The organism is Microcystis sp. LE18-22.4A (assembly GCF_027531105.1).
Lineage (GTDB): Bacteria > Cyanobacteriota > Cyanobacteriia > Cyanobacteriales > Microcystaceae > Microcystis > Microcystis aeruginosa.
The window spans coordinates 1-5,534 of the sequence record NZ_JAPZRB010000263.1 but is presented as its reverse complement, the minus strand read 5'-3'; the positions used below and the strand labels follow the sequence as shown (position 1 = coordinate 5,534).

The window sequence follows — 5,534 nt, the reverse complement described above, 5'->3', positions numbered from 1 at the left end:
CTTGCCAAAATTATCAGCACCATATTTGCGATCGCATCATTTTTAGGCTTCTCTTTTCCAGAGAAATTTCAACCCACTCCCTGCCAACCGACGGCAATTGTTGAAACCACGGAAGTTAGCACTAACAATTAGTCAAAGCGCAAAATTCGCCTAACCTAATCATAGCTTAGGCGACAAACAGGATCAGCAAGAGACTTCGATTTTTTTACCTTGCTGATCTCTGTATTTTTTTGTTAACAAAACTTAACAATTATCGGCAAAATTTCGCTTGCTTTTGTCGGGAGATTTTGGGATAATATTTTTAAAGAATTTTATTCATAATGGAAATCTTTGCGTCTAAAAAAATTTTGCACAGATTCCGATTATAAAAAAAGCATAGCGCAAGTCGCCGGCAAAGTCAAGTCCTTTCCCATTACTTATGGGTGGGAATTTCCCAGAATCAAAAAAGGGGGTTAGTGGGGGCCGGGTGTTGGGGAGATTTTGCTGTGTTCGGTGAACAGTTATCAGGTAGAACCGGGGAACCAGATACAAAACTTAACAATTATCGGCAAAATTTTGCTTGCTTTTGTCGGCAGATTTTGGGATAATATTTTTAAAAGATTTTATTCATAATGGAAATCTGTGGGTTTAAAAAATTTTTGCACAGACTCCCATTATAAAAAAAGCATAGCGCAAATCGCCGGCAAAGTCAAGTCCTTTCCCATTAATTATGGGTGGGAATTTTCAGGAATCAAAAAAGGGGGTTAGTGGGGAGTCAGACCAAATATAGGTTACACTTCAACTTTAAATGAGAAACGCTGTCATTCTTTGTAGGGAATATGACTAGACAAACCGCTAATCTCGGACAAACAGGAATTGCCGTCAGTGCCTTGGGAATCGGGACTTGGGCATGGGGAGATAAACTATTCTGGAACTATGGCAAGGAATACGGAGCTAGTCAGGTAGAGGAGGCCTTTAAAGCGGCAGTAGAGGCAGGAATCACCTTTTTTGACACAGCCGAAGTCTATGGACTGGGGGAATCGGAACGACTCTTAGGAAAATTTACCCAACAGACCGATATTCCCATCGATATTGCCAGCAAATTTGCCCCCGTACCGTGGCGATTTGGGGCGAATGCGGTTCATAATGCCATTACCGAGAGCTTAAACCGTCTACAAACCGATAAAATTGCCCTTTACCAAGTACATTGGCCCTTCACCTTCCTAATTAGCCAAGAAACCCTAATGAATGCCCTAGGGGAAGAAGTAAAACGCGGCCGGATTGGTTCCGTGGGTGTAAGTAATTATTCCGCCGAGCAAATGCGTCAAGCAAGCCAGATTTTGGCGAAAAAAGAGGTTCCCTTAGCGGTCAATCAGGTGCAGTATTCGCTTTTGTATCGCAAAATAGAAACTAAGGGAATTTTAGCCACGGCCAAGGAATTAGGTGTCACCATCCTCGCCTACAGCCCCCTCGCTCAAGGACTACTGACGGGTAAATATAGCCCAGAAAGCCAGAATTTGCCCGATGGAGCCAGAAAAGTTGACCCACGGTTCAAAAAAGAAGGTTTGGATAAAATAGCCCCAATTTTAAGGGTAATGCAAGAATTGGGCGTAAAATACCAAAAAACCCCCGCACAAGTCGCCCTCAATTGGTTAATCGCCCAAGGGGATGTGATTCCCATTCCGGGGGCAAAAACCGCGGCCCAAGCGAGGGAAAATGCCGGGGCCTTAGGATGGAGTTTAGAAGCGCAAGAGGTGACGCAATTAGAACAGATGAGCCGACCTTGGCTGTAAAAATCAAAAGTTTTGATTTTTGATCACCATTCTGGAAAAAGTCTCTAACTTTTTGGTGATCAAGATTAAAACAAGCTACAATCTTTAGATACTGCTGTACTACTTAAGAAAACTGGGGAGAAAATTAATGGCGACAATGACAAATAATTCCGATCGAGATAAAGCCTTAGGCTTAGTCTTAACTCAAATCGAGCGCAACTTTGGCAAAGGTTCGATTATGCGTTTGGGAGACGCAACCCGGATGCGGGTGGAAACCGTGCCTAGTGGTGCTTTAACCCTAGATATGGCGTTGGGTGGCGGTTTACCGAAGGGCCGCATCGTCGAAATTTACGGGCCAGAAAGTTCCGGAAAAACCACCTTAGCCCTCCATGCGATCGCAGAAGTGCAGAAAGCTGGGGGAGTGGCGGCCTTTGTCGATGCGGAACACGCTTTAGATCCCACCTATTCGGAAGATTTAGGGGTAGATATCAATAATTTACTGGTGGCACAACCGGATACGGGGGAGGCAGCCTTAGAAATAGTTGACCAGTTAGTGCGTTCTTCGGCCGTGGATATCGTTGTCATCGACTCGGTGGCCGCTTTAGTGCCGCGGGCGGAAATTGAGGGGGAAATGGGGGATAATCAGGTGGGTTTGCAGGCCCGTTTGATGAGTAAAGCCCTGCGAAAAATTGCTGGTAATATTGGTAAATCGGGTTGTGTGGTGATTTTCCTCAACCAACTGCGGCAAAAAATCGGTGTCACCTACGGCAATCCTGAAGTGACCACCGGAGGAACGGCCTTAAAATTCTATGCCTCGGTGCGTTTAGATATCCGTCGCATTCAAACTTTGAAAAAAGGGACGGAAGGGGAATACGGAATTCGGGCCAAGGTGAAGGTGGCTAAAAATAAAGTTGCGCCTCCTTTCCGGATTGCTGAATTTGATATTATCTTCGGTAAAGGCATTTCCCAAGTGGGTTGTATGCTCGATATCGCCGAACAAACTAACGTGGTTACTCGTAAAGGGGCATGGTATAGCTATAATGGCGAAAATATTGCCCAGGGTCGCGATAATGCCGTTAAATATCTCGAAGAAAGGCCAGAAGTAGCGGCAGAAATTGAGAAGTTATTGCGGGATAAATTAGACATGGGTTCGGTTCCTTTCCCCACGGAACCGGCCGATGAGGATGAGGAGGACGATCTGGAACCAGAAATCTAAAAGAAGACGGTTTTAAGTCTTGGTTATCCCCCTATTTTGGGGGATTTTTTAGCTTCAGAATCGATAGATTTAGCGGCTTCTAACCATGATTGTAAACCTTTTTTAGTCGGTGTTCCTTTAGTGGTAAAAGTCCATAGATCTCGTTTATGTTGGGGTCCGTAGCTGATATGAATCGGGCGATTAATTCCGTAAAAATAGAGAGAGTCAAAGGGTAATTTTTGGTTTAAAATCCAATCTATCAGGCGATCGCTAGTTAAATCGATAATCCGAAAATCACAGGCTGCCCCCAATCGCTGACAATAATATTGACCTTTTTGATTAATTTCGTGGGCGCAATGTTGATCACGACTGGGATCGATTCTACCGTTTTTTAAGCCAGTGATTGGGTCTTTTTTTTGGAGAAATTTTCTCAGATCATTGGAACAAAATCCATAGGTTAATTGAAATTTTTCTCGACCAAAATTATCAATAATTGGATCGATAATAAAGTGAGCGAGATTTTGCCAAGCGGTTATCGTTGCGGTATTTTTTGGGTAGGGATCGATTTGTGATGCATACTTTTGATAGGTTTGGGAACAGGTAGATAATTCTTCTAGGGTTAAATATTTACCAATTAACATAATCAGTTATCAGTTTTTAGCTAGATCCTATCACCCGATTTAGCTATTTTGCCAAAGCTGCTTTTTTGCGACCATAATAAACAGTGATAAAAGCGCTGACATACATCCATAAACTATAGACCATTGCGGGAATGGCTAGATCGGGATTCTTTAATAAACCGGCAGTGATGCCAATAGCTAAAGTGCCGCTTTGAATACCCACTTCAATTGCAATACAAATTCTTTGGGGAATAGTTAATTGAAATAAAAGACCACTGAAAAAACCAATTAGGGAAGCAACCGTATTTAAAATGATCACTGCGAGGCCAGTTTGAGCGATAAATAAAGGTAAACGTTGCCATTCTCTCAGGATTAATAAGCAGATAATAACTGCTAGAAAAATCACGGCTAAACGATTAGTTATCGGTTCCAGACTTTTGGCCAGTAAAGGGAAGTAATGGCGGATAGTCATACCCATAATCATGGGTAAAACTATAATCAAAAATATCTGCCCCATAGTGGAACCAATGGGTAGGGAGATAGCGGCACTTTCACCCATAAAATGCTGGAGAATGAAACTAGCTAAAAAAGGTATTGTGAAAATGGTGATGATGCTGCTAAAAGCGGTTAAAGTAACAGAAAGGGCCACATCTCCCTTAGCTAAATAGGTTAAAACATTGGAGGAAGGGCCGCTGGGGCAAATGGCGACAATCATTAAACCGACGGCAATTTCTGGCCGGAGAGGCAAAAGAGAAACAATAATAAAGCCGACGATCGGTAGAATAATAATTTGATTGACTAAACCGATCAGGACTGCTTTGGGATAACGGGTGATACGCTGAAAATCGGCGAGAATTAATCCCAATCCCATGCCTAACATTAAAACGCCTAGGCCAACGGGTAAGAGGATATTAGTAAAAAAGTCGGCTTGCATGGGATAAAAGCGGAGAAGATGAGCTTATTTTCCCATAAATTGACTAATTTATTCTTGTCCCTAGTTAGGGTTTGCTGACTAAAAAACCCCCGGTGTGCAGGGGAGGTTAAATTGTAGGAGAAATCCAAACCTTGGCGATTTTAGTCCAGTTTCCCTTCCCGCTCCGGGATGATATCCTAGTTATACTTCAGTTGCTTGGTGACAACCATGGGATCACAGCTAGGGAACTGCCGATGCGACTGCCACTTTCGACATCAGCAATGCCTAGGGAATGTTGCCGCAGGACTCCCATCAAGAATAACGAGGGAAAATTTTCCTTCTAAATCCCGCAGTCCTTGAATTCCTTTCTGTTGATAAATTGCTAGGGCGATCGAGGTGGTAGATTTTTGGTGAACGATAGGTGAATTTTTGCAGAGTTTTCCCTTCTCGATCGAGGGACAGTTTTCTGTCTTCTAAGTTGTGTGTAAACATAGCAACCCTCCAGAACCCTACATTTTTATTGTACCTTTATCCCTGGTTCGAGTGCCGGGGACTGTAATAATGTGTATTATTCGTCAGACAAGACTGAACCGTTGTTTGTTTTAAAGGTAGTCGCAAGTGTAAGCGGATTAATTTTCCTTAGCTTGTTGACCGATTCCCTCAGCACGATTACCGGTTTACTCTTTGCCTCTTTGTGCGATCGAGTTCGAGGATTTCTCTAGGGTAAAGTAATTGATAAAGTAGCTAATTTCCTCCATATCACTCTCTTTGATAATCCCGATAGATTGCCCTTAATTAAGTTAACGGAAAAAGGGTTAAATTCTCTAGAATAATTATCCTGAGAATTGGTCATTTTTGAGGAACCGACAGCCTCCCCTGCTGCTAATGCAGAATAGGAAATCTATCAATAGTAATTAGGGTTTGCTGAATAAATCTAAAAACCTTGTTGGATAAGACTTTTGGACTTTTTTCCCCTCAAAAAGTGCCAGCCATTGCGGGGATCGGGGGAAAATTCAGGTACTTTTTCCCTGAAAATTAGGTAGTTGACCACCTGA

The 5,534-nt window shown here is 42.8% G+C and carries 6 protein-coding genes; 3 read left to right on the top strand and 3 right to left on the bottom strand.

Going from position 1 to position 5,534, the window contains the following annotated elements; all coding sequences use genetic code 11:
• Positions 1 to 818: 818 nt before the first annotated feature.
• A complete protein-coding gene (locus O9295_RS12305) occupies positions 819 to 1,772 on the top strand; it encodes an aldo/keto reductase (protein WP_288033111.1) in 954 nt (317 codons plus the stop codon).
• 127 nt (positions 1,773 to 1,899) lie between these two features.
• Entirely contained in the window at positions 1,900 to 2,967 is a 1,068-nt protein-coding gene (recA, locus tag O9295_RS12300; protein ID WP_149987829.1) for a recombinase RecA, read from the top strand.
• A 23-nt stretch (positions 2,968 to 2,990) separates the two neighbouring features.
• Here recA and O9295_RS12295 read toward each other — a convergent pair whose 3' ends face one another.
• The 3 genes from O9295_RS12295 to O9295_RS12285 all read right to left on the bottom strand — a co-directional run bounded on the left by O9295_RS12295 (position 2,991) and on the right by O9295_RS12285 (position 4,971).
• Complete coding sequence (locus O9295_RS12295; protein WP_288033109.1) at positions 2,991 to 3,587, bottom strand: hypothetical protein; 597 nt, start codon at positions 3,585 to 3,587, stop codon at positions 2,991 to 2,993.
• A 43-nt stretch (positions 3,588 to 3,630) separates the two neighbouring features.
• Positions 3,631 to 4,500, bottom strand: a complete 870-nt coding sequence (locus tag O9295_RS12290) for a bile acid:sodium symporter family protein (protein WP_288033108.1) — start codon at positions 4,498 to 4,500, stop codon at positions 3,631 to 3,633.
• A gap of 291 nt (positions 4,501 to 4,791) precedes the next feature.
• Positions 4,792 to 4,971, bottom strand: coding sequence for a hypothetical protein (locus tag O9295_RS12285; RefSeq protein WP_288033106.1), 180 nt, complete (start codon positions 4,969 to 4,971; stop codon positions 4,792 to 4,794).
• 101 nt (positions 4,972 to 5,072) lie between these two features.
• Here O9295_RS12285 and O9295_RS12280 point away from each other — a divergent pair, with 101 nt between their 5' ends.
• Positions 5,073 to 5,201, top strand: a complete 129-nt coding sequence (locus tag O9295_RS12280) for a hypothetical protein (RefSeq protein WP_287749678.1) — start codon at positions 5,073 to 5,075, stop codon at positions 5,199 to 5,201.
• Positions 5,202 to 5,534 lie beyond the last annotated feature (333 nt).